Below are 20,848 nucleotides of genomic sequence, written 5' to 3' on the forward strand. Positions count from 1 at the left end.
AACGACAGTTCAACCTCTCGGCTGCGACGCAGCGCGCTATCCGGGATCGTTATCGGCTATGGTTGAGCCATCGACCACGCACCGGGGACGCCTCGTGATCACCTCGCAACGATGCAGCACCGCCCTTCTCCCAGCCGCCATCGCCCTGCTGCTCGGCGCCTGCGCCCAGGTGCCCACGCCGCCGGCCGACAAGCCCGAGCGCATCGGCCGCGCCCAGGACCTCTACGAGCTGCCGCCGGCCTATCAGGCGGGCACCTACCGCAACATGGACGAGCTGTTCTACACCCGCACCGTAGACCGCGGCCCGCAGGTTCGGCCGCTGCCCAAGGGCCGCGAAGTATCGGTGCAATACACGGCAGGCGACCAGCGCCTGGGCGTCGATGCGTTCATGCAACGCAATCAGGTCAGCGGGCTGCTGATTCTCAAGGACGGCAAGGTGGCGCTGGAGCGCTACGCCATGGGCAACGACGCCAGCACCCGCTGGACCTCCTTCAGCGTGGTCAAGTCGATATCCTCGACCCTGGTCGGCGCTGCGGTGCAGCAGGGCAAGATCGCCAGCGTGAACGACCCGGTCACCCGTTACCTGCCGCAACTCAAGGGTGGCGCCTACGACGGCGTCAGCGTCGAGCAGGTGCTGCAGATGAGCTCCGGCGTGGCCTGGGACGAAACCTACCGCGACCCGCAATCGGACCGGCGCCGCATGTTCGAATTGCAACTGGCCAACGACCCCGGCGCCCTGCTCAAGCAGATGTCCGCGCTGAAAAAGGCGCAGGCACCCGGCACCACCTTCAACTACAGCACGGGTGAATCGCACCTGCAGAGCGAACTGGTTCATGCGGCGACCGGCATGACCGCCAGCGATTATCTGTCCGAGCGCATCTGGGCGCGCCTGGGCATGGAACGCGACGCGTTCTGGCAGCTCGACAGCCGTGCTGGCCAGGAAATCGGCAGCAGCGGTCTGTCGGCGACGCTGCGTGATTACGGTCGCTTCGGCCAGTTCATCCTCCATGACGGCGTGATCGACGGCGAACGCATCCTGCCGGTCGGCTGGCTGCAGCGCGCCACCCGCGCGCCAGCGGGCTCACATCTGGAGCCCGGCAAGCTGTACGACGGCGAATACGCCCTTGGTTATGGCTACCAATGGTGGCTGTTCCCGGCCGGCAGCACGGCGCTGCCCAACCACGACGGCGGTGCCTTCGAGGCCCAGGGCATCTTCGGCCAATTCCTGTATATCAACCCCAGGGAGAAAGTAGTTGCGGTGGTGTGGAGCGCCTGGCCGAAGCCGGAAATGGATGAGCGGGAAATGGAAACTTACGCCTTTATCGGGGCGGCGGTCGAAGCGCTGCGTTGAACTCGATAGCATAGGCGCGCCGAACCAGAAGGCGACGCGCGGGTCGATACATCAGATTTGCCTGGGGAACTCCTATGATTGACTGCCGACATGGCGTTGGCTGCCTGCTGCTGAGCCTGATGCTCGCGGGCTGCGCCTCACCCACCACCTGCGACGAGCCGCTGAGCGGCGACAGCTGCCGCGATCGCCAGTTGCTCTATCAGAACGACATGCTGCAGGCCAAGATGCTGGTGATGTCCGGCGACATGGAAAGCCACGAGCTGGCCAATGCCCTGCTGCGCCGTGCGGCGAGCGACGACGAGCGCGGCGAGGTGGAGTTCTACCAGGCGATCCTGATGATCCGCGAGGGTCCGCAGACCGAGGATGTGCTGGCCAAGCTGGAGACCGCCGCCGAAAAGCAGCAACCCTACGCCGTGGCACTGCTCTACCGGATCTGGTCGCAGCCTTATCTGGTCGATGAAGCCGACCTCATCCGCGCCGAAGAGTACCGCGCCGACTATGCCGAGCTGGATGTCGCCAAAAGCGGCTACCCATCCTTCGAGAAAGCCCTGGAGCTAGTCGACGCGCTGATTCAGACGCCCTGAATCGCAAGCAAGGGGCCATGGACATGGAGCCCTGGCCCGCTCCTGCCGATCGGTCCGCAGCTGCCTTGCAGTACGCCAATATCGGGTGATCACACGCAAAATGTGATTTGCCGGGTGCCAGTACGGCGCCGAGGCATTAAAATCTGCCACCCTAATTCGTCGCCCAGCCCGTTCCGCTCACCTCAAGGCTGCGCCACGCCATCATCCGCACAGCCGAGAGAACACACATGGGCGCCCAGTGGAAAGCCAAACCTAAAGAAGCCGCCGCCAACGCCAGGGGCAAGATCTTCGGCCGCCTGGTCAAGGAGATCATGGTCGCCGCGCGCAATGGCGCCGACCCGGACATGAACCCCAAGCTGCGCCTGGCCATCCACCAGGCCAAGAAAGCCTCGATGCCCAAGGACACCCTCGATCGCGCCATCAAGAAAGGCGCCGGTCTGAGCGGCGAGACGGTAAACTTCGAGCGCACCACCTACGAGGGTTTCGCGCCCCATCAGGTGCCGCTGATCGTCGAGTGCCTGACCGACAACGTCAACCGCACCGTGGCCGAGATCCGCGTGCTGTTCCGCAAGGGCCAGCTGGGCGGCAGTGGCTCGGTAGCCTGGGATTTTGATCATGTCGGCCTGATCGAGGCCTCCAGCGACAGCGACGCCGACCCCGAACTGGCCGCCATCGAAGCCGGTGCTCAGGATTTCGACGAAGCCGATGAAGGCAACACGCTGTTCATCACCGAGCCGACCGACCTCGACCTGGTCAGCCGCGCCCTGCCCGAGCAAGGCTTCACCGTCAACTCGGCCAAGCTCGGCTATCGCCCGAAGAACCCGGTCGCCAGCCTGACGCCGGAGCAGCTCGAGGAAGTCGAGGCCTTCCTGGAGGCCATCGACAACCACGACGACGTGCAGAACGTTTACGTGGGTCTCGCCGGCTAACTGCCGGCGAAGGGCGAATTGCGGCAATCCATCACGGTATTGCCGCAATAACCCGGTATACTGGCCGGCTTCCTTCTGCGCCGATCACAGGCGCAGCGGAATACAGCCTTACAGGAGCTTCATCGTGCACAAGTCCCTCTTCATCGCCGGCTGCCTTATGCTCGGAGCTTGCAGCAGCGCCCCACACTCGTCCGCCCCGGACGTTCAGCACAGCATCGTACGCAGCAACCTGGAAGCGATCCATAACGCCCAGGTCGTGCCGCTGCCGCTGGGCCCGCAGAGCAGCGTGCCCCACGGTATCGCCGGCAATGCCAGCATGCAGTTCGGCAGTTCGCTGTCCAACTACCGCGTCTACTCCCTGAAACTCAAGCAGGGCGAGCGCTACCGCCTCAACGTCAATTCGCTGTGCGATCACACCTGCATGGGCATCAACAAATTCGCCCTGAAGCCCCGTGCGGTGCTGATGGACGCCTATGGCACGGTGATCCCCAACATACCGGCACGCCCGTCCACGGTGGTCGGCATGACCAGCACGGGCTGGGATGGCGAAGCATCGGAAGATGGCACCTACTACCTGCTGGTGGCTGCCGACAAGGAAGACATCGGCCGCACCATCGTCATCGACGACGTATGGATCAACAACTCGCCGCTGATGGCGGTGAAGGTCGGCCTGCTGGAAACTCCGTCCAGCCACCTGCGCTGAACATGCCGTCGCGCACCCTGAACATCGCCGCCGCCTGCCTGCTCGACGACGCGGGCCGGTTGCTGCTGGTGCGCAAACGCGGCACGCGGATGTTCATGCTGCCGGGCGGCAAACGCGAAGCCGGTGAAAGCGCTCTGCAGGCCCTGACTCGCGAACTCGACGAAGAGCTGAACCTGCAGCTCTGCGAGGCGGCATTCGTGCCGCTGGGCCATTTCAATGAAATGGCCGCCAACGAAGCCGACACCCGTGTGGAAGCCGATATCTTTCGCGCCGCCCTCGACCATCCAGTGGCGCCAGCCGCCGAACTCGAAGAGCTGCGCTGGCTGCACCCGGACGATCCACGTGGAAACGACCTGGCGCCTCTGCTGCGCTTGCATGTACTGCCGCTGATCTGGGCCGCGCGCCCGCTCTGAACGCCCAGCCACAGAAGCGCCGATAGCCACTATCGAAGTGAATGATTTCTGCACCGGCGAGCCAGCCAATAGCCTTAGGGTCTGTTGCCGTTTCACACACGGCCGCGCCGGAGCCCGTTTTGCCGCGAGGCAAGGCACGAGCCGCGAAGTTTAGCTAGCTAAGTGAGCCGGCGAGAAACGCAGCATCGCGGCAAAACGGGCCCGGCCCTTCGGGTTGCGCGAGAAATCTCGCCATGCGTTGTTGGAGGACTTGAAAAGGGAACGCCATTCCCTGCGTCCTCCGCCTAACGGATCGCCGCCCGGCCTGGCGAGATTTCTCGCGGCAACGCGGCTCGCGTTGAAACGGCAACAGACCCTAGCTATTTCAACGGCTTCGCTCACAGGTGCCCGCCATGCAACGCTCACTGGTTATTCTGCTCACCCTTCTCACCCTCTCGCTGGCCGGCTGCGCCACCCCGCAGTCGGCTGCCGAACGCCCCTATACCGACGCCGAAATCAAGCAGTTCGCCCTGGAAATGCTCAGCCGTAGCGGCTTGCAATACGAAGAGTACGAGAAGGTCCGCAGCGCTCTGCAGGCGCCCAACTACCGCGTTTCCAATTCGATCCGCGATGTTGGCCCGCAACCCCGCCTGCTGCCGGAAGGCTGATCGACCGCGCAGCGGCGGCCTGGGCGGCAGCTACTGCAATGGGTGCAGAATGGCGCAGCGGCTCGATGCCGATTCGTTGATCCACGGCAACACCCTTGTGCACGCAGCGCTTAGCCTGAGTTGATCCATACCGCCACCGCGAGGGCTCACCATGGCTATCACTTCCGCCGGCATCTGCGCCGCCGCCGACCAGTTGCAAGGGTTCGTTGGCTTCAACCTCAAGACCGGCCAGCATATCGTTCGTTTCAGCGAAGATTCCTTCGGCCTGGACGTCACCGAAGACAGCATCACCCCGACCAGCGAGTTCGTCTGGCAAGCCACGACCGATGCCGAGCTGATGATCCTCAAGCGCGATCGCCTGCGCCTGCTGGTCGAACTGCGTATCGACGAGCGCCTGGCCATCAGCGAACCGCTGCGCGTTTACCTGCGTCGCGACGACCTGCCGGAAATCAGCGCCGTGCGCCTGCTACGTAGCGCGTGAGCCAAGGGTCCGTACCCGTCTGAGCGCGAGCCGCCTTGCTGCGAGAAGCGGGACAGACCTAGCAGCCACGGCAGCTGAAACGTAGACTGGCGGCCCGCCCTTCACTACCTTACATCGATGCCCGCGTTTCGCTGCCTGCCCGACCACCTGCGGCCCCTGGCCGACAAGTTCTACCGAAGCCAGCGTTCGGCCATGCGCACCCGAGCGGCCCACCAGGTGTGGGTAGCCGAACGTACGCAGATCATCGCCGCCCTTTGCCTGCAGCCCGTGGCTCATGGCCAGTGGCTGACCAGCCTGCTGGTCGATGCCGAGCAGCGCCGGCAGGGCGTGGCCAGTGACCTCATCACCCATGCATTGCAGGCGGTCGACACACCGGTGTGGCTTTTCTGCCATCCCGATCTCGACCCCTTTTACATCCGCCTGGGCTTTTCACCTTGCACATCCCCGCCTGGCCCCCTGGCCGAGCGCCTGCTACGTTACAAAAAGAAAAAGATATTGAACGTAATGGCACGTTGACACCTCTTAAGACCTGACGTGACGCTGGCATTCGAGCCACCTCGCTTCGGGTTAGTGCTTTCTGCCCGCCATGGCCGCCGGACATGGCCCCGAGCGCTAGCGACGAGCGAGCACTGCTGCCAGGCGTACGCGGATCAATGAGAACAACAGGCCATGGGCAAACCTTTCAATCGTGCTCTTACGCGGCTGCGCAAGGACTTCCAGCTTTCCATCATCACTCTGATGGGCTTCTTCGGGGTGCTCGGCATTACCCCCTACGCGGTCTATCGATTCTCGCAAGGCAACTATCCGGTCGGCATCGCCGATACGATCATCGTGCTGTCGACGCTGTTCGCCATGGGCTACGCCTGGCAAACCGGCGATACCCGCAAGCCCGGCCTGTTCCTGGTCGTGGTCGCCTCTCTCTGTGCCACGCTGATCGCCATCAAGCTGGGGATCAATGGCCTGTTCTGGATCTACCCGCTGATCCTCCTCAACTTCTTCATGGCGCCGCCCTTGCTGGCCTTGCTGGCAACCGTCGCGGTACTGGTCGCGCTGGTGATCTATGCCAGGCTGATGCCGGGAGCGGTGTTCGAAAGCGATTACCAGATGCTGTCGTTCATCGTCACGGTGATGATGGCCAGCACCCTCAGCTTCATCTTCGCCCAGCGCGCCCGCTACCAGCGCAAACAGTTGCAGTCCTGGGCCACCCGCGATGCGCTGACCGGCGCCCGCAATCGCCGGGTGATGGATCAGGAGCTGAAGGTCGCCGTGGCCAACAAGCGCCGCCACGATATCAACAGCGCCGTTCTGGTCATCGACATGGATCACTTCAAGCAGGTCAACGACCGCTTCGGCCACGCCGCTGGCGATCAGGTGCTGGTGAGCTTCGTCGAACTGACCAATCGCTGCTTCCGCCACGAAGACCGGCTGTTCCGCTTTGGCGGTGAAGAGTTCCTGTTGCTGCTCTGCAACACCAACGAAAGGGGCCTGCGGGCCGCAGCCCTGCAGCTGCAGGCGCAGATCGCCCAGCACCTGAAGACCCCGGACGGGCCGGTCACGGCTTCGATGGGCGGCGCGGTGCTGTACACCAACGAACGCTGGCAGGACTGGCTGCAACGCGCCGACCACCAGCTCTACGAAGCCAAGCGCGCTGGCCGTAATCGCATCCATATCGACACCTATCAGGTGCCGGCAACGGCGTAAGCGGTAACTGCGCCAAGCGATGCCGAGTTACGCAACCATCGGGGTGAGCGACCCCGGCGCCGCAACCTGCCACGGCAGCGTTCCTCTCGCCTGCTCTACGGCCCTAAGAGATTGTTCAAAGTCTCGCGAGCTAGAGCAATGCAAGGCGAAAACAGGCGAGGACGCGGAGTTTACGAGCTGTAAATGAGCAGTCCGAGCCTGTTTTTAACGCCGCAGTGCCGACGCGCAGCAGACTTTAAACAGGTTCTAAGAGACTGTTCATGATCTTTAAGCCCAGGATCGGCGACTTTAGCGGCTAAGTGGCGGAGGCAGACTCTCGCCGGTCAATTGTGGGAGCGGGCCATGCCCGCGATTTTTCGCGCGCATGGCGCGCTCCCACAGTGGATCGGCGAACAGCAGCTCGGCCCCCTCCGCCAGACCACGAGGCGCAGCGTTGACTGCCCATCGCTGCCGGCTTGGCCATGGGTGGTAAACAGGCACGCTCGCCCCTCCATCTATCCGTGCGGCGCCAGAATGAAAAAGGGCGACCCGAGGGCCGCCCTTTGCTTACCCGCTATGGATCAGTGGGCCGAAGCGCCGCTGGCCCCCAGGCCGGTGTGCGAACGCACGAACTGTGGCAGGAACAGCGCACGTTCCTCTTCAGCACCCTTGGACTTGTCGGTGATCGAGAAGAACCAGATACCGACGAAGGCCACGATGATGGAGAACAGCGCCGGGTATTCGTACGGGAAGATCGCCTTCGCGTGGCCGAGTACCGTGACCCAGATGGTCGGGCCGAGCACCATCAGCACCACGGCGGTGATCAGGCCCAGCCAGCCGCCGATCATGGCACCGCGGGTGGTGAGGTTCTTCCAGTACATGGAAAGGAACAGCACCGGGAAGTTACAGCTTGCCGCGATGGAGAAGGCCAGGCCCACCATGAAGGCGATGTTCTGCTTCTCGAAGAGAATCCCCAGGCCGATGGCCAGGACACCCAGGCACACGGTGGTGATCTTCGAAACACGCAGCTCGTCCTTTTCGTTGACGTTGCCCTTCTTGAACACGCTGGCGTAAAGGTCATGGGAAACCGCCGAAGCGCCTGCCAGGGTCAGACCGGCAACCACCGCAAGGATGGTGGCGAATGCCACCGCCGAGATAAAGCCCAGGAATATGCTGCCGCCCACGGCGTTGGCCAGGTGCACCGCCGCCATGTTGTTGCCACCCAGCAGCGCGCCGGTGGCGTCCTTGAAGGCCGGGTTGGTGCTGACCAGCAGGATCGCGCCGAAGCCGATGATGAAGGTCAGGATGTAGAAGTAGCCGATGAAACCGGTGGCATAGAACACCGACTTGCGGGCTTCCTTGGCATCGCTGACGGTGAAGAAACGCATCAGGATGTGCGGCAGGCCGGCAGTACCGAACATCAGCGCCAGACCGAGGGAAATCGCCGAGATCGGATCCTTGACCAGGCCGCCCGGGCTCATGATCGCCTCGCCGTTGGCGTGCACCTTGATGGCTTCGGAGAACAGGGTCGCGAAGTTGAAGCCGACATGCTTCATCACCATCAGCGCCATGAACGACGCCCCGGAGAGCAGCAATACCGCCTTGATGATCTGCACCCAGGTGGTGGCCAGCATGCCGCCGAACAGCACGTACATCACCATCAGGATGCCGACCAGCACCACGGCCACATGGTAGTCGAGGCCGAACAGCAGCTCGATCAGCTTGCCGGCACCGACCATCTGCGCGATCAGGTAGAAGGCCACCACCACCAGCGAACCACTGGCCGACAGGGTGCGGATTTCCTTCTGCTTGAGGCGGTAGGAGGCTACGTCAGCGAAGGTGTATTTACCCAGGTTGCGCAGGCGTTCGGCGATCAGGAAGAGGATCACCGGCCAGCCGACCAGGAAGCCGATCGAGTAGATCAGGCCGTCGTAGCCGGAGGTGAATACCAGGGCGGAAATACCCAGGAAAGAGGCCGCCGACATGTAGTCGCCGGCGATTGCCAGGCCGTTCTGGAAGCCAGTGATACCGCCTCCCGCGGTATAGAAATCGGCTGTCGACTTGCTGCGCTTCGAAGCCCAGTAGGTGATGCACAGGGTGCCACCGACGAAGGCCAGGAACATCACGATGGCAGGTGTGTTGACCGCCTGACGCTGCACGTCACCGGTCAGCGCGTCGGCCCACAGGGCCGGTGCCATGGCCATCATGGCCAGGGCGCTAAGGATGCGGCCGATCATTTGCCCACCTCGTCCAGGATGGCCTGGTTCAGGTTGTCGAATTCACTGTTGGCACGGCGCACGTAGATGCCAGTCAGCACGAAGGCCGACAGGATCACGCCGACACCGATGGGAATACCCCAGGTGATCGGCGAGTCCGCGCTGATGCGAGTTCCGAGCAGGCCGGGCACGAAGGCGATGAGCAGAATGAAGCCGACATAGATGCCGAGCATGATGGCGGAGAGTATCCAGGCGAATCGCTCGCGCTTGGCTACTAGCTCCTGGAAGCGCGGATTTTGCTCGATCCGCCGGTAGATGCTGTCGTTCATTTTATTGTTATCCTCCACAGCAGGATGCTGGTACGGATAACTTTATGTCAGCATTCAACTTACGACAGACGACCTTAGTCGAAGCCTCGTTTTTTTTAGACCAAAGTTTAGTGCTGTGGGGCTATCGAGGCCTCATCGCGACCGCGCCAAGGCTCCGTCTTGCCACGAAGACCGAATGGGCCAGGAAAACGTGTGAGGCGAAACGAACACGGCCCTTCGGGTTGCGCTGACACCTCGATGGACCCTAACGCCGTTGCTCGTACCGCTGGGTGCCCTGCCCCGGATAACGCTGCACTTCGTAACCGTTGGGATACTCGATGCTCTGACGAATACCGCCGCGGGTCTCGAAGGTCGAGCTGCGCTGGCCGCTTTCGTGACGGCTGGAGTCGATGCCCTGGGGAATGCGCTGGCCACCGTAAAGATTGTAGCGCTCCTGGCGCTCGTAGGTGTCGACGCTGCCGCTCGCGCCGGGGCTGACATAGGCCTTTGGAATCACACGAATGGTCTGCGGCGCACGCTCATCCGCAGACGCGGCAGAAGCGCTGGCCATGATGGCCAGCGCCAGGGCAAGACTGATCGAAGCTTTCATGGCGAACTCCGTGCGAGGCGCGAACGCGCGCTCAATACCTGTCTACCTGGGACAACGCCAGACGCGGATCATTTGCGAGTCAGCGCCTCGCCGATGCCATAAAAGTGACCGCCGGCAACATGATGAAGGCTGCGCCAGGCCGGATCGGCGTCCTCGAAATGCCAGCGCCCGTCGCGAAATACCCGGTCGTCGGCCCAGGCCGCGGTGACTTCGCCGATGAACAGGTCGTAGGCCTGCTGGTTATGAGGCTCGTCGATCAGGCGGCAGGCCATCCACGCCGAGCAGCCGGCCACCAACGGCAGATCCAGATCTTCCATGGCAAGCAGCTCGACACCACTGTCGGCCAGCTTGCCCGGTTCATCATTGAGGCTGCGCGAGCCGACTTGATAGGTCAGTTCCAGTTGCGTGGCCGTCGGCACTTGGATGACGAACTGCCCGCTGCGCTCGACCAGCACGCGGGTGGCGGTGATCTTGTCGAGCACCACGGTCAGCTTGGGCGGATCGAAATCCAGGGCGCACGCCCAAGCGGCGGCCATTACGCCATCGACCCCGTCATGACGGGCCGACACCAGCACCGTCGGGCCATGGCTGAGCAGTCGATAGGCCTTGTCCAGGCTCACGGGCTTGATCGAATCGTGCATTGTGGCACCTCACTGGAATCCAGGCGTCAATGTACAATATTAGGCCTGTGCAAAAAATTGAACGCCTGGGGCTGCCCCTCCTGCGCGAGGGGCACTAGAATCGACGGTCGATCGGCTTCAAGCGAGCCGCCATTGCACCGGGCATCAGGCGCGCGAAGAACGTTGCTGGCCCGCGAGCCATCAGGGGTGACAGCATGTTCGAGGTAACCGAAGTCTCCATCGCCGAGCTGCGCGCCGCGCTCGAGGCCGGCCGTACCACCGCGGTCGAACTGGTCAAGGCCTACCTCGCGCGGATCGTGGCCTACGATGGCGCCGATACGGCCACCCGGCTCAACGCCGTGGTGGTGCACAACCCCGATGCCCTGAAAGAAGCCGAGGCCTCCGATGCCCGTCGCGCGCGTGGCAAAACCCTGAGCCCGCTGGACGGAATTCCCTACACCGCCAAGGATAGCTACCTGGTCAAGGGCCTGACCGCCGCCTCGGGCAGCCCGGCCTTCAAGGACCTGGTCGCCCAGCGCGACGCCTTCACCGTCGAGCGCCTGCGTGCGGCCGGCGCCATCTGCCTGGGCAAGACCAATATGCCGCCGATGGCCAATGGCGGCATGCAGCGCGGCGTCTATGGCCGTGCCGAAAGCCCCTACAATGCCAATTACCTCACTGCGCCGTTCGCCTCCGGCTCTTCCAACGGTGCCGGCACCGCGACCGCCGCGAGCTTCTCCGCCTTCGGCCTGGCCGAGGAAACCTGGTCGAGCGGCCGCGGCCCGGCGTCGAACAACGGCCTGTGCGCCTACACGCCATCGCGCGGGGTGATCTCGGTGCGCGGCAACTGGCCGCTGACCCCGACCATGGACGTGGTGGTGCCTTTTGCCCGCAGCATGGCCGACCTGCTCGAAGTGCTAGACGTGGTGGTCGCCGACGACGCCGATAGCCGCGGCGACCTGTGGCGCCTGCAGCCCTGGGTGCCGATTCCCAAGGCCAGCGAGGTACGCCCGGCGTCTTACCTGGACTTGGTCGCCAGACCCGAAGCTCTTAAAGGCAAGCGCCTGGGCGTGCCGCGCATGTACATCAACAAGGACGAACTGGCCGGCACTGGCGAAAAGCCCGGCATCGGCGGCCCTACCGGCCAACGCATCCACACCCGGGCCTCGGTGATCGCGCTGTGGGAGCAGGCTCGCGCCGCCCTGGAAAAAGCCGGCGCCACGGTAGTCGAGGTGGATTTTTCGCTGGTCTCCAACTGCGAGGGCGATCGCCCTGGCGCGCCGACGGTGTTCAACCGCGGTATGGTGTCCCGCGAGTTTCTGCATGACGAGCTGTGGGAATTGTCGGGCTGGGCCTTCGATGACTTCCTGCGCGCCAACGGCGACCCGACGCTCAATCAGTTGGCCGATGTCGACGGCCCGCAGATCTTCCCCCATGACCCTGGCACCCTGCCCAACCGCGAAGACGACCTGGCCGCCGGCATGGACGAGTACGTGCGCATGGCCCAGCGCGGCCTCAAGGCCTGGGACGAAATCGCCAGCGTGCCGGACGGCCTGCGTGGGCTGGAAAAGACCCGTAAGCTCGACCTCGAACATTGGATGGACGAGCTCAGGCTGGACGCCGTGCTGTTCCCCACCGTCGCCGACGTGGGCCCGGCCGATGCCGACGTGAACCTGCAGTCCGCCGACATCGCCTGGAGCAACGGCATCTGGGTTGCCAACGGCAACCTCGCCATTCGCCACCTCGGCGTGCCGACCGTGACCGTGCCCATGGGCGTGATGGCCGATATCGGCATGCCGGTCGGCCTGACCTTCGCCGGCCGCGCCTACGACGACAACGCCCTGCTGCAACTGGCCTCGGCTTACGAAGCGACCGGCAGCAAACGACAGATTCCACCGCGTACGCCGCCGTTGAAGGCCTGATAACCGCCCTGAAAACCTGTTCATGCCGGCGATTTTTCGCACGCATGGCGCGCTCCCAAGGTGGATCGGCGAACAGCCGCTTTTGCCTTGCAGCTGCCGCCTGATGCGCATGAAGATCGTGAACAGGCTCTAAGCAATCAGGCCAGTCAAACCGATTTTCTTCGCCGCGTCGAAGCCTTCAACAGCGCCGCTCGCTCACGACCAGCAGGAACCCTAATGTCCGCCCAAGCGCAACGCCCCTTACAAGCACTCGACCTGGCACTCACCTGGGATGGCTTTCGGCAGTTTCTGCCGATTTCGGCCTTCGTGGTGCTGTTCGGCCTGGCCTTCGGGCTCGCCGCCACGCAAACCGGGCTGAGCAGTGAAACCAGCCTGGTCATGAGCGCCCTGGTATTCGCCGGTGCGTCGCAGTTCGCCGCGCTGGATCTGTGGGGCACGCACATTCCGCTGGTGCCGCTGGCGTTGACGGTCTTCGCCATCAATGCCCGCCATCTGCTGATGGGCGCCACGCTGTATCCCTGGCTCAGCAGCCTGCCGCCGGCCAAGCGCTATGGCGTGATGCTGGTGGCGTCCGACGCCAACTGGGCCATGTCGATGCAGGCCTTCGGTGCCGGCAAGCCCGGCCTCGGCCTGCTGCTCGGGGGCGGTCTGGCGCTTTGGCTGGCGTGGTTGCTCGGCACCTGGCTGGGCATCTATTTCGGTAGTGCCATCGACGATCCGGTGAGCTTCGGCCTCGACATGGTGATGGGCTGCTTCCTGCTGGCCATGGTAGTGGGCGGCCAGAAGAACCTGCGCATCCTGATCATCTGGGCGGTCGCCGCCCTCGCCTCGCTGCTGGCCTACTGGTACCTGCCCAGTAACAGCCACGTAGTGGTCGGCGCCGTGGCCGGCGGCCTGCTCGGCGCGCTGTGGATGGAGAAGCAAGCATGATGATGGAAACCACCGACTTTGGAGCGCTGATCGTGGTGGTGGTGATGGCCCTGGTAACCCTGGCCACCCGCTGGGGCGGCGTATTCGTGATGTCCTTCGTACCGATCAACGCCAGAACCCAGCAGTTCATCAGCGCCATGTCCGGCTCGGTGTTGGTGGCGATTCTTGCGCCGCTGGCACTGGAAGGCGACGCTGGCGCCAGGCTCGCGTTGTTGAGCACCACCATCGTCATGCTGGTGGTCAGAAAACCGCTCGCGGCCATCGCCGCTGGCATCCTGGTGGCGGCCCTGGTTCGCCATCTGACTTGATGGCCGCCACGCACCGATCTGCACGGCCTGCGCAACACAGCTGCAACCCGTTGAGCCTATATCCCATCCCATCGACGCCGTAGAGTGCCGCGATCATCCTTATCTGGCAGCTCTTCATGGAATCGCTCACTTTCCAGTACATCTTCGATCCACTGTGCGGCTGGTGTTATGCCAGCTCCCAGGCACTGGCCACCCTGGCCGAGCGCTGGCCCGGCCAACTGCAGATGCTGCCCAGCGGCCTGTTCTCCGGCGCAGGCGCGCGCACCATGTCGGCCGGTTGGGCGGCCCATGCGTGGAGCAATGACCAACGTATCGAAGCGGCGACCGGAGAAGTGTTCAGCACCGCGTACCGTGACAAGGTGCTGGCCGATACCGCTACGGCGTTCGATTCGACCGCCCTCACCCGCGCTCTGACGGCGGCTCGGCAGATCGACGCCATGCTCGAGCCGCAGTTGCTCAGGCACCTGCAGCTGGCCAGGTATGTGCAGGGTGAAAACACGGCCAGCGCCGAGGTCGTCGCGCGCTTGACGGCCCAGGCCCTTGCCGAGGCCGGCCATGCAACAGACAGCGAGGAACTGGCCCGACAACTGACGGCTGGCGGGGAGCTCGCCCGACAGACCGACGCACGCATCCAGACCACCCAGGCACTGCTGAACCGTTTCGGCATTCAGGGCGTGCCGCAACTGCTGGTACGGATCGATGAACGTACCCATACCCTCTCCTCCAAGGCGCTGTACCAGGGGCCAGGCACCTTGCTGGACGAGTTGCGGGGAATGCTCGACGGCGAAGTGGCCTGATCAACACGACAGTGCGGGCCGATCAGGCATGCCAGCGCCTTAGAGGCCCAGGTTCGCCGATGTTGGCCGCTAAGTGGCGGGAGCGGCCGCTCCTCGATCCCACAGGTACTGCATCAACAGCCGCTTCTGCCTGGTAGTTGCCGCTTCAGGCGCGTAAAGATCGTGAACAGGTTCTTACAGCTTGTAGTCGAGCACCAGCCCGAAGCTGCGCGGTGCACCGACGTCGATGACATCGTCGTTGCGGTTGTTGGTGATGTAGTGCTTGTCGAATAGATTCTTCACGTAGCCCGATAGCAGCAGTTGCTCGGTCAGCGCATATTCGGCATTGAGGTTCATCAGCACGTAGTGATCGGACATGTGGGTGCGGGTGACCTTGCCGTCGGCACCGAAGTCGTACTGGCTGGGCGTACCTTCCTGATACACCAGATCACCACCCACCATCAGGCCATTGGCGAAGCGGTAGCGCGCGCCGGTCGAAGCCTTGTAGCGAGGCGCATAAAGAAACGACTCGCCGCTCATGTCCTGACCAGTGCCGGTCACGAAGTCGCCGTAGCGACCGTCGGTATAGGCCAGGCCGGCATTGATGCTCAGCTGGCTGGTCAGGTCCTGCTCGAGAAATACTTCAATACCCTTGATGGTGCTGCTGGACGCGTTATAGATCCGCGAAAACACAGCATTGTTTTCACGAATGCTGACCTGCTGATCCTTCCAGTCGGTATAGAACAGGTTGGCCCGCAGGCGCACGCTCTCTTCTTGCCAGGCACCGCGATAGGAAAGCTCATAGTTGGTGGTGTATTCGGGATCGTACGCGCCGTGTCTGCTGCCGGCCCGGGTATTCACGCCGCCACCGCGGCAGCCCTTTTGCACGGTAAAGCCCAGGTACTGGTTCTCCGCAAACTGGTAATCCACGCCGAGCTTGGGCAATAGCGCAGTGAACGTCTTGGAGGCCTTGGCGGGCCTGGAGAAGTCATCCTGCTGCACGTCCGTCTGGTTGCGCTCACGGTCGTAGCGCAATCCGCTGATCAGCGTCCACTTCGGTGCGAAAGTCCAGTTCAGCTCGCCGAACAGCGCCTGGTTGTCGATCTGCGTATCACCGCGCAGGGTGCGCAGGAGCCTGCCGCTGTCGAGCAGGCAATCATGGAAATCATTGGTCGTGCGCCCGTAATAGGCACCCACGAAACCGCGCACATCTTCGCCCTCATACCCCAGGCGCAGTTCCTCGCTGAACATCCGGGTATCCTGATGGCGCCGAACTTCCTGATTCTCAGCAGCACTCTGGTCAAAATCCAGCAGCGCCCGGTAGTCCACGCGGGTCAGCGCGGTCTGGCTGGTCAGGGTCCAGAAGTCGTCGAGGCGATAGTCGATCTTGGCGGTGCCGGTATCCTGCTCGAGGTTATCGTACGCTCTGGTGTTGGAAGCGACCTTGTAGTAACGCACGCGGTCGCCCTGGCGTAGGCTGGAGTTCTCGCCCTGGCGATTCTCGCCGCGCGAATAACTGAGCAGCACGTCCAGATCGTCGTTCGGCAGCACCAGCAGCTTGCCACGCACGTTACTGGCTCGCCGGGGGTTGGCATCGCCGCCGACGGTGATGTTGTCGATGTAGCCGTCCCCTTCCTGATAATCGACGGCCAGACGCCCAGCCACCACCTGGTCGACCAGCGCGCCACCGACGGCAATCGCTGCACCTCTCTCGCCATCGTTACCGACGCGGGTCTGCGCGCGCAGGTCCGGCTCGAACGTCGGGTTGCGGGTCTGCACCACCACTGCGCCGGCCAGGGAGTTACGGCCCTGAGTGGTGGACTGCGGGCCCATCAGCACCTCCACCTGCTCCACGTCCCACAGCGGGACGGGGCTAAGGGTCAAGGCGCGATTGGGCTGCTGGGCGCCGTCGACGAATACCGACACCGCACCGTTGAGGGTCGCCGGGCCCTGGTCGTCGAACCCGGAAACCGGCACACCGCGGATGCCCCAGTTCTCGTTGCCAGCCTGAGTGTAGACGCCAGGCGTGCGGGCGAACTTCGCCCAGGTGCTTGTCGGCATGTTCGCGCAGATCGTCCTCGGTACTGACCGCGACGCTGGTCATGGTCTGCTCGAGGGTGCGACCGATCTTCTCGCCGCTGACCATCAACGGCGACAGTTCCAGGCTGCCGAGCCCTGGCCGGGGAGCCGATTCGGCACTCAAGGTGGCGCTGCGTTCGGCGGTGAAACGGTAGTTCAGGCCGGTGCCTGCCAGCAGTTGCGCCAGTGCCTGCTGGCGAGTCATCTCGCCTTGTACCGCGCTGGACCGCAGGCCGCCGGTCAGCGACGCCCCGTAAAGCACCTGCACGCCACTGCTGATGCCATAGCTGGCCAGCGCTTCATCCAGGGGCTGCGGGGGAATGTCGAAACGCAGCCGTTGTTGCTCGCGTGCCGAATCGGCAGCCGTATCCGCGGCCAGCAGCGGCTGGGCCGGCAAGCCGGCGATGGCTAGCAGCAGCGAACAGGCCAGCATATGGCGGGTGCCAGCAGTCGTCTTCTTGCAGCGTGGATTGCGCATCGTCCCCATTTCATCCCCCCGAAACATCGTCAGATAAGCGCGCTAGATGGCGCTCTTCCCTCAATGACGCTGCCCGGTGAGGCGACCCGCAAAGGAATCTGCAAAATAGTTCAGCGCAGTACCACAACGCCCGCCGGCAGGCGCGTGGCACTGAGCTGCAGGGCCTGCTCGATATGGCGAAGCGCCTCGTCGACGCGGTTCAGGTGGAACACGCCACTGACCGGCATCTGCGCAACCCTGTCGCTGGCGATCACGATACGACCCTGGTGATAGCGATTGAGCTCGTGCACCAGCTCCTGCAGCGGACGGTTGCGGAACGCCATCACGCCCTTGCGCCAGGCCAGCTCCCTAGCGCTGTCGATGCGCTGCAGCGGGCCGGCACCCATCGCGTTGTAGACGATCTGCTCACCGGCCTTGATTCGCTGCCGGGTGCCATCGCCCTGACGCACCTCGACCACCCCTTCGGTGCAGGTCACGCTGATGCCAGCGGCCAAGTGACGCACCTCGAACACCGTGCCGACGGCGGTCACCGTCATGTTCGCCGCATGCACCACGAATGGCCGCGTGGTGTCGTGCTGGACGTGAAAGATCGCCGCGCCATCGGCCAGCTCGAGACGCCGCTGCGCCGCACTGAAATCGACGCTCAGGCGTGTGTCGGCGTCCAGCTCCGCCTGGCTGCCATCGGCCAGATCGATGATCTTGTGCTCGGCGCGCTGGGTGTGATGGTCAGCCAGCAGCGCCCGACCATCGGGCACCACCCCGAGCAAGGTGCCGCCCACCATCACCAACGCCAGGCAGGCCGCAACGGCGCTGGCCGCGAACAACTTGCGGCACGGCTTGAAACGCCGCGGCGTTGCCAGGCTGCCAGCCTGACGCCACAGGCGCGTCGCCTCGCGATAGGCCGCCGCGTGCGCGTCGCTTTGCGCGCACCACTGGCGCAGGGCCGCAGCGTCTTCCACGGTGGCGTGCCCGGAGGTCAGCCTCGCCACCCAGGCATTGGCGTGTTGGCTAAGGGTCATGTCAGACGGTTCGGGGGCGGCAGGTTGAGTCATCACAGGCAGGCATCGGCGGCAGAGGCGGTACTGTACACCGGCACCACGCTATCTCCTTGCCTCGCCGCTGATCTGCCGCAGGCGTTCGCTACAATGGTCCAGCGCCCGGGCGACCTCCAGCTCGACGGTGCGCACGCTGACACCGAAACGCTCGGCCAACTGCTTGTGCGGCGTGCCTTCGATGCGCGCGGCCAGGAACAGCTCGCGGCAGCGCGCCGGCAACTCCTCGACGATCTGCGCCAGCCGCTCCAGTTGCTGGGCATCGCTGACTTTCTGCTCGGCATTCGGGGCCTCGTCGGGAAATGCCAGCAAAGCTTCGACCTCCACGGCATCGAGCCACCGACGCGAGTGCGCGCGGGCATTGTCGATGGCCAGATTACGCGCCATGCGCTGCAGATACGCCAGGGGATTGCCCACAGGCCTGCGGCTCTCGGAGCGGTCGAGCTTGAGCCAGGCATCCTGCAGGATGTCTTTGGCCGTGGCCGCACAACCCGTGCGGCCGGTCAGGTAATGAACCAGGCGCTTGCGCTCGGAAATGAAGCAGGCCAGAAGCGATGATGGCTTTTGCGTGATCACAGGGAAGCATCAGCGTGGAAAAGAGAGCGCGAGCTTAGCGCTATCTGCAGCCACTCTCAATTGCCAATGCGTCTCGAGTACATGATACCGGACAGCCACTGACTACTCGGCGAATTGGTCCTGATCGTCTGTATCGCGCACGATCTGCCCAAGCGACATACCGATGTCGCGCCTGGGTGATTGAGCAAAAAGGCGGCGGCGCTTTCGCGACCAGCCTTGAATGCCGCGCTGGAGACGTTCAGGTGCTCGTTGAGCATCAGCCGCCTCCCTCATTCACACGCAACCATTTCCGATACTGCCGTGGGCTCATGGCAGTGAGCTGGCGGAAATGATTATGAAGCGTCGGCGCACTCACCTGCACGCGAGTGTGCGAGCTCCTCGACACGCAACGCAGAGCTGTAATCGAGCATCAGCCAGTCGAAGGGCTTGGCGACCCGCTACCCTGCCAGCGACCGAGGTCGATCTCTACCGCAACCTGCCAGGCTGGTCACTTATCAACAGTCGGCAGTGAGTCTCGCAGCCAGTGGCGCCTGATATTGCCCAGTTTCAGTGGACACCCCGCCAAGAGCCCGTTCAAAGTCTTGCATACGCATGAAGAGGCAGCTACAAGGCAAGACGATCAACTGTGGCAGCGCGCCATGCGCGCGAAAAATAGCGGGCATGGACTGGGCGTCCCCGCCCGCTCCCACAGATAATCACCAGCCCACCCCTCGGGAGCGATCGGCCGATTGCTTCCTCGACTTGGTGAGAAACCGGGAAGCCAAAGCTAGCGGAGCACTACGAATCAGCTGCTTGTCAGGTCACGGGCGGATGATGCTTATGCCTGTTCTTCAGGACTTCAATGAATGCTACCCGGATATTCTCCTTGATATATATCTGACTAATGAATTGGAGAATTTAGGAGGTGACCAGTACGACATCATCATAAGGGGTGGTTTGCAGCCAGGGAATCGAGTGGTTACTCGTCGACTCAACTCTAATTGCTTCGTCCTCGCTGCTTCTCCAAAGTATCTGGCGAACAATGGAGCACCGAAGACGGTTCAGGATTTGGCCAGCCATGCAACGCATAGTGTCGCGGGGCGAATGGCGTACTCAAATAGCTCATTCAAAATTGTGATGACTGGGTGAACGCTAGGTTGTCACCAATATTAATTAGCAATGATGGAGCATCGCTATTGACCATGGCTCGCAAACACCGAGGGATCGTACTCCTCCCAACTTGGCGCATGAATGACTACTTGAGGCGAAAGGAACTTGTCGCTCTAGAGCTCGACCAATCTATTTCTTTGGCTCGCCACGATAAAATGGGTATCTACATGCTTTACCTGCCAGCGCCCAATTCAACCTCAAAAATTCGACTGGCAGTCGATTTCCTATATCAACGATTGGCAAATTTGAATTAATACACAACAGAAAACTTGGTCGACCAACTGGTGCTGCCCGTTCTACCATACCCCCGGTGGAGATTTGAAAAGGGCTTTATTTTCAGATCGTGCCGCGCGACGCTAGGACGTGTTCGTGGATTATGAAGCTGTGCGGTGTAACTCAATAGGGTCACTCAAGCTTTATCACACGTTCGATGTGATTTGTGAGCAGTTCGCTTGAGCAATTCAAATAATCCTTCAGGCAGCCTTCTCGTCCATAACGCCCGACAGCACTCAGGCTAAAACCCAGCATGTTGAGAGTCGACAACATCTGCTGGTAGTTCGCGCTAGCTGCTGCGATTTGATAACAAGGTCGTTGACCATGTACTTTGATACTGTCAAATCACCTCAGCAGGTAAGTACTCTTTTGAGTATTCGGGTTGGCTCACGACTCAGCCACGCGCAGTCAATGTCACGCTGATTCAAGCACCGAGTTCGGCCAAGAACAAAGGAAGGTAAGCGCGACCCTAAAATGCACTAGATCGAGAAAGATAAAACAGTATTACTTTGGTGCCAAAGCGTCTATCGACGCTAATATTGACGTCGCACAAAGCCCATCAAGTTCACGTCACAGCGACCAATGTTGCCAACATTACACAATTCGGTTCTCTGAGCTAGAACACATCATTTCATGATAAATAATCACTCTAATCATCATTTATTGTCACCATATTTCTGCGTAAAAGTCCGCGAACAGACTTGCGGCTGCCGTTTTCTATCGCTATCTTAAATCAGCAACTTTCTGTATGACACGCTTACAT

General features: G+C 62.5%; 21 protein-coding genes and 2 pseudogenes. 15 read left to right on the top strand and 8 right to left on the bottom strand.

Annotated features, from left to right (window positions below; all coding sequences use genetic code 11):
• Nucleotides 1-58: 58 nt before the first annotated feature.
• From BVH03_RS22560 to BVH03_RS22600, 9 genes are all read left to right on the top strand, one after another.
• The gene (locus tag BVH03_RS22560; protein ID WP_371915384.1) at nt 59-1,351 is read left to right on the top strand and encodes a serine hydrolase domain-containing protein; all 1,293 of its coding nucleotides are present in this window, start codon (nt 59-61) and stop codon (nt 1,349-1,351) included.
• A gap of 74 nt (nt 1,352-1,425) precedes the next feature.
• The gene (locus tag BVH03_RS22565) at nt 1,426-1,935 is read left to right on the top strand and encodes a hypothetical protein (RefSeq protein WP_075963279.1); all 510 of its coding nucleotides are present in this window, start codon (nt 1,426-1,428) and stop codon (nt 1,933-1,935) included.
• A 227-nt stretch (nt 1,936-2,162) separates the two neighbouring features.
• The gene (locus tag BVH03_RS22570) at nt 2,163-2,864 is read left to right on the top strand and encodes a YebC/PmpR family DNA-binding transcriptional regulator (RefSeq protein WP_075963280.1); all 702 of its coding nucleotides are present in this window, start codon (nt 2,163-2,165) and stop codon (nt 2,862-2,864) included.
• Between the two features lie 124 nt (nt 2,865-2,988).
• On the top strand, nt 2,989-3,567 hold the full coding sequence (locus tag BVH03_RS22575) for a hypothetical protein (protein WP_075963281.1): 579 nt from the start codon (nt 2,989-2,991) through the stop codon (nt 3,565-3,567).
• Nucleotides 3,568-3,569: 2 nt separating this feature from the next.
• Entirely contained in the window at nt 3,570-3,980 is a 411-nt protein-coding gene (locus BVH03_RS22580; protein WP_075963282.1) for an NUDIX domain-containing protein, read from the top strand.
• Between the two features lie 392 nt (nt 3,981-4,372).
• Complete coding sequence (locus BVH03_RS22585) at nt 4,373-4,627, top strand: hypothetical protein (protein WP_075963283.1); 255 nt, start codon at nt 4,373-4,375, stop codon at nt 4,625-4,627.
• A gap of 151 nt (nt 4,628-4,778) precedes the next feature.
• Nucleotides 4,779-5,108, top strand: a complete 330-nt coding sequence (locus BVH03_RS22590; RefSeq protein ID WP_075963284.1) for a DUF2025 family protein — start codon at nt 4,779-4,781, stop codon at nt 5,106-5,108.
• A 117-nt stretch (nt 5,109-5,225) separates the two neighbouring features.
• The gene (locus BVH03_RS22595; protein WP_075963285.1) at nt 5,226-5,624 is read left to right on the top strand and encodes a GNAT family N-acetyltransferase; all 399 of its coding nucleotides are present in this window, start codon (nt 5,226-5,228) and stop codon (nt 5,622-5,624) included.
• Nucleotides 5,625-5,777: 153 nt separating this feature from the next.
• Nucleotides 5,778-6,809, top strand: coding sequence for a GGDEF domain-containing protein (locus BVH03_RS22600; RefSeq protein WP_075963286.1), 1,032 nt, complete (start codon nt 5,778-5,780; stop codon nt 6,807-6,809).
• A 560-nt stretch (nt 6,810-7,369) separates the two neighbouring features.
• Here BVH03_RS22600 and BVH03_RS22605 read toward each other — a convergent pair.
• The 4 genes from BVH03_RS22605 to BVH03_RS22620 all read right to left on the bottom strand — a co-directional run bounded on the left by BVH03_RS22605 (nt 7,370) and on the right by BVH03_RS22620 (nt 10,563).
• On the bottom strand, nt 7,370-9,025 hold the full coding sequence (locus BVH03_RS22605) for a cation acetate symporter (protein ID WP_075963287.1): 1,656 nt from the start codon (nt 9,023-9,025) through the stop codon (nt 7,370-7,372).
• Nucleotides 9,022-9,333 (bottom strand): DUF485 domain-containing protein, encoded by a 312-nt coding sequence (locus BVH03_RS22610; protein WP_070886806.1) that lies wholly within the window; start codon nt 9,331-9,333, stop codon nt 9,022-9,024. The genes BVH03_RS22605 and BVH03_RS22610 overlap by 4 nt, the downstream gene beginning before the upstream one ends.
• Before the next feature lie 244 nt (nt 9,334-9,577).
• Nucleotides 9,578-9,922, bottom strand: coding sequence for a hypothetical protein (locus tag BVH03_RS22615; protein WP_075963288.1), 345 nt, complete (start codon nt 9,920-9,922; stop codon nt 9,578-9,580).
• A 68-nt stretch (nt 9,923-9,990) separates the two neighbouring features.
• Nucleotides 9,991-10,563 carry a flavin reductase family protein gene (locus BVH03_RS22620; protein WP_075963289.1) on the bottom strand — a complete coding sequence of 191 codons (573 nt, stop codon included), beginning with the start codon at nt 10,561-10,563 and terminating at the stop codon, nt 9,991-9,993.
• Between the two features lie 194 nt (nt 10,564-10,757).
• Here BVH03_RS22620 and BVH03_RS22625 point away from each other — a divergent pair, with 194 nt between their 5' ends.
• The 4 genes from BVH03_RS22625 (at nt 10,758) to BVH03_RS22640 (ending at nt 14,499) form a co-directional block, all read left to right on the top strand.
• Nucleotides 10,758-12,464, top strand: coding sequence for an amidase (locus BVH03_RS22625; RefSeq protein ID WP_075963290.1), 1,707 nt, complete (start codon nt 10,758-10,760; stop codon nt 12,462-12,464).
• Between the two features lie 216 nt (nt 12,465-12,680).
• Complete coding sequence (locus BVH03_RS22630) at nt 12,681-13,394, top strand: AzlC family ABC transporter permease (RefSeq protein WP_075963291.1); 714 nt, start codon at nt 12,681-12,683, stop codon at nt 13,392-13,394.
• A complete protein-coding gene (locus tag BVH03_RS22635; protein ID WP_075963292.1) occupies nt 13,391-13,702 on the top strand; it encodes an AzlD family protein in 312 nt (103 codons plus the stop codon). Before BVH03_RS22630 ends, BVH03_RS22635 begins: the two co-directional genes overlap by 4 nt.
• A gap of 116 nt (nt 13,703-13,818) precedes the next feature.
• Nucleotides 13,819-14,499 carry a DsbA family protein gene (locus tag BVH03_RS22640; protein ID WP_075963293.1) on the top strand — a complete coding sequence of 227 codons (681 nt, stop codon included), beginning with the start codon at nt 13,819-13,821 and terminating at the stop codon, nt 14,497-14,499.
• A gap of 174 nt (nt 14,500-14,673) precedes the next feature.
• Here the strand turns inward: BVH03_RS22640 and BVH03_RS22645 are convergent.
• The 4 genes and pseudogenes from BVH03_RS22645 to BVH03_RS27040 all read right to left on the bottom strand — a co-directional run.
• Nucleotides 14,674-17,044 (bottom strand): annotated as a pseudogene (locus BVH03_RS22645) (TonB-dependent receptor domain-containing protein).
• Between the two features lie 101 nt (nt 17,045-17,145).
• Nucleotides 17,146-18,054 carry a FecR family protein gene (locus tag BVH03_RS22650; protein WP_075963294.1) on the bottom strand — a complete coding sequence of 303 codons (909 nt, stop codon included), beginning with the start codon at nt 18,052-18,054 and terminating at the stop codon, nt 17,146-17,148.
• Nucleotides 18,055-18,135: 81 nt separating this feature from the next.
• Complete coding sequence (locus BVH03_RS22655) at nt 18,136-18,663, bottom strand: RNA polymerase sigma factor (RefSeq protein ID WP_083640142.1); 528 nt, start codon at nt 18,661-18,663, stop codon at nt 18,136-18,138.
• A 188-nt stretch (nt 18,664-18,851) separates the two neighbouring features.
• Nucleotides 18,852-19,179, bottom strand: a pseudogene (locus BVH03_RS27040) (helix-turn-helix domain-containing protein); the annotation flags it as partial.
• 144 nt (nt 19,180-19,323) lie between these two features.
• On the opposite strand from BVH03_RS27040, the gene BVH03_RS27340 reads away from it, so the two are divergent.
• Entirely contained in the window at nt 19,324-19,791 is a 468-nt protein-coding gene (locus BVH03_RS27340) for a LysR substrate-binding domain-containing protein (RefSeq protein ID WP_371915385.1), read from the top strand.
• Nucleotides 19,788-20,066 carry a LysR substrate-binding domain-containing protein gene (locus BVH03_RS27345; RefSeq protein WP_075963296.1) on the top strand — a complete coding sequence of 93 codons (279 nt, stop codon included), beginning with the start codon at nt 19,788-19,790 and terminating at the stop codon, nt 20,064-20,066. Before BVH03_RS27340 ends, BVH03_RS27345 begins: the two co-directional genes overlap by 4 nt.
• Nucleotides 20,067-20,848 lie beyond the last annotated feature (782 nt).

The organism is Pseudomonas sp. PA15(2017), assembly GCF_001945395.1.
Classification (GTDB): domain Bacteria; phylum Pseudomonadota; class Gammaproteobacteria; order Pseudomonadales; family Pseudomonadaceae; genus Aquipseudomonas.

Bases quoted from the DNA above. Each gene is read 5' to 3' on its own strand.
- BVH03_RS27340 (WP_371915385.1), top strand. From the start codon at position 19,324: ATGGACTGGGCGTCCCCGCCCGCTCCCACAGATAATCACCAGCCCACC.
- BVH03_RS22585 (WP_075963283.1), top strand. From the start codon at position 4,373: ATGCAACGCTCACTGGTTATTCTGCTCACCCTTCTCACCCTCTCGCTG.
- BVH03_RS22565 (WP_075963279.1), top strand. From the start codon at position 1,426: ATGATTGACTGCCGACATGGCGTTGGCTGCCTGCTGCTGAGCCTGATG.
- BVH03_RS22610 (WP_070886806.1), bottom strand. From the start codon at position 9,333: ATGAACGACAGCATCTACCGGCGGATCGAGCAAAATCCGCGCTTCCAG.
- BVH03_RS22595 (WP_075963285.1), top strand. From the start codon at position 5,226: ATGCCCGCGTTTCGCTGCCTGCCCGACCACCTGCGGCCCCTGGCCGAC.
- BVH03_RS22590 (WP_075963284.1), top strand. From the start codon at position 4,779: ATGGCTATCACTTCCGCCGGCATCTGCGCCGCCGCCGACCAGTTGCAA.
- BVH03_RS22625 (WP_075963290.1), top strand. From the start codon at position 10,758: ATGTTCGAGGTAACCGAAGTCTCCATCGCCGAGCTGCGCGCCGCGCTC.
- BVH03_RS22600 (WP_075963286.1), top strand. From the start codon at position 5,778: ATGGGCAAACCTTTCAATCGTGCTCTTACGCGGCTGCGCAAGGACTTC.
- BVH03_RS22630 (WP_075963291.1), top strand. From the start codon at position 12,681: ATGTCCGCCCAAGCGCAACGCCCCTTACAAGCACTCGACCTGGCACTC.
- BVH03_RS22615 (WP_075963288.1), bottom strand. From the start codon at position 9,922: ATGAAAGCTTCGATCAGTCTTGCCCTGGCGCTGGCCATCATGGCCAGC.
- BVH03_RS22580 (WP_075963282.1), top strand. From the start codon at position 3,570: ATGCCGTCGCGCACCCTGAACATCGCCGCCGCCTGCCTGCTCGACGAC.
- BVH03_RS22635 (WP_075963292.1), top strand. From the start codon at position 13,391: ATGATGATGGAAACCACCGACTTTGGAGCGCTGATCGTGGTGGTGGTG.
- BVH03_RS22650 (WP_075963294.1), bottom strand. From the start codon at position 18,054: ATGACCCTTAGCCAACACGCCAATGCCTGGGTGGCGAGGCTGACCTCC.
- BVH03_RS22620 (WP_075963289.1), bottom strand. From the start codon at position 10,563: ATGCACGATTCGATCAAGCCCGTGAGCCTGGACAAGGCCTATCGACTG.
- BVH03_RS22605 (WP_075963287.1), bottom strand. From the start codon at position 9,025: ATGATCGGCCGCATCCTTAGCGCCCTGGCCATGATGGCCATGGCACCG.
- BVH03_RS22570 (WP_075963280.1), top strand. From the start codon at position 2,163: ATGGGCGCCCAGTGGAAAGCCAAACCTAAAGAAGCCGCCGCCAACGCC.
- BVH03_RS22640 (WP_075963293.1), top strand. From the start codon at position 13,819: ATGGAATCGCTCACTTTCCAGTACATCTTCGATCCACTGTGCGGCTGG.
- BVH03_RS22560 (WP_371915384.1), top strand. From the start codon at position 59: ATGGTTGAGCCATCGACCACGCACCGGGGACGCCTCGTGATCACCTCG.